The organism is Campylobacter concisus, from assembly GCF_902460675.1.
Taxonomy (GTDB): Bacteria; Campylobacterota; Campylobacteria; order Campylobacterales; family Campylobacteraceae; genus Campylobacter_A; species Campylobacter_A concisus_AJ.
Genome location: NZ_CABPUQ010000003.1, coordinates 1 through 1,215 on the forward strand (window position 1 = coordinate 1; position 1,215 = coordinate 1,215).

Below are 1,215 nucleotides of genomic sequence, written 5' to 3' on the forward strand. Positions count from 1 at the left end.
CTTGAGTTTGGCAGCATGTAGCGCTTATCTCCGTTTAAAAATATAAGTGCAGACATAGAGGCAGCTAGCCCCACGCAAAATGTATTGATTGGTGATTTTATGGTCTTCATAAAGTCGATTAGTCCAAAGCCATCATATATCGAGCCTCCAGGGCCACTTATATATATGTTTATGTCGCTTTGATCTACACTGTCAAGATACAAAAGTGTCTTTTGTGTAGTCAGGCAAATTTCTTGATCTATCTGCCCATATAAAAAGATATTTCTATCAGCTAGTAAGCTCATGTGAATGTCAGCAAAATTTAGCTTGTCAAACTCTGCCATCTTCTCTCCTTGTTTTGATTTTTGTGAGAGAAGTTTAAGATAGTAGATGAGTCTTTAAATTCCACCTATTGCTTCTAGAGCCGGTGGCTTGGTAGTTTATAAAAGCTCTATATCGTCTATGTGATGTCCTAAAGCAGGAGATCTTTTTTCATCAATGAATAAATTTAAGCTCTTTTCAAGGAGATCTTCAAAGTAAATTTTAGCTAGCTCTTTAGAGTTTTTGTATTTAAAAGGAGCATGCGTGGCAAGATATAGTCCGTAGATATCATCTATAAGCCACTGCCTTGCGTATCTATCTTTGTTTATTTCAAAATTTTTGTAAGAAAGATCATTTTTTAGATTATCTAGCTCCTTTTTAAATTTGCTTAATACAAAGATATTTTCATCTTTAAGGGATTTATATATAAGCTCAGGGTCTAAAAGCAAGCTATCATCTAAAGATCTTAAGCACTTTTTAGTAGGGGCATTTTTTATTTTTATCGCCTTTTGCTTTATTTTCCAAATTTCATCATAAATTTGATCAAAGTTACCAAAAAATGCGGGTGAAAATATAACCAAAGCATCATCTTCTCTAAAGCTTATATATCTATCTTTAAAAATTTCAAGCTCAAAAATTTCTGATCCCATATTGCTAAAAACTAGCTCTTGATTATCTCTATCTAGCCCCATCACAAAGCCTCTTTTTATGATCAAAACATTCATGGATTTTAAAAATCTCTGAACTTTTGCTTCGTCATAAACATAGCTTAAAAGATAAAGCGTCATATCATCTAGCTGGCTACTTGAAAAGTCTTTGCATTTGCAATCCCAAAGGTAATTTCCTGGTCTTAAACACATCATTATAAAAGCAGCGTCTTGCATATATGCAAATTTTTTATCATCGCCTATTGAT

General features: G+C 33.2%; 2 protein-coding genes. Both read right to left on the reverse strand.

What is annotated here, in order from left to right; genetic code table 11:
• Positions 1-323, reverse strand: a 323-nt coding sequence (locus F3G88_RS09510; protein WP_149716038.1) for an ATP-dependent Clp protease proteolytic subunit, incomplete at its 3' end; no start/stop codon positions are given.
• 96 nt (positions 324-419) lie between these two features.
• Positions 420-1,215: hypothetical protein (locus tag F3G88_RS10335; RefSeq protein WP_223228781.1), on the reverse strand; the 796-nt coding region annotated here is incomplete at its 5' end.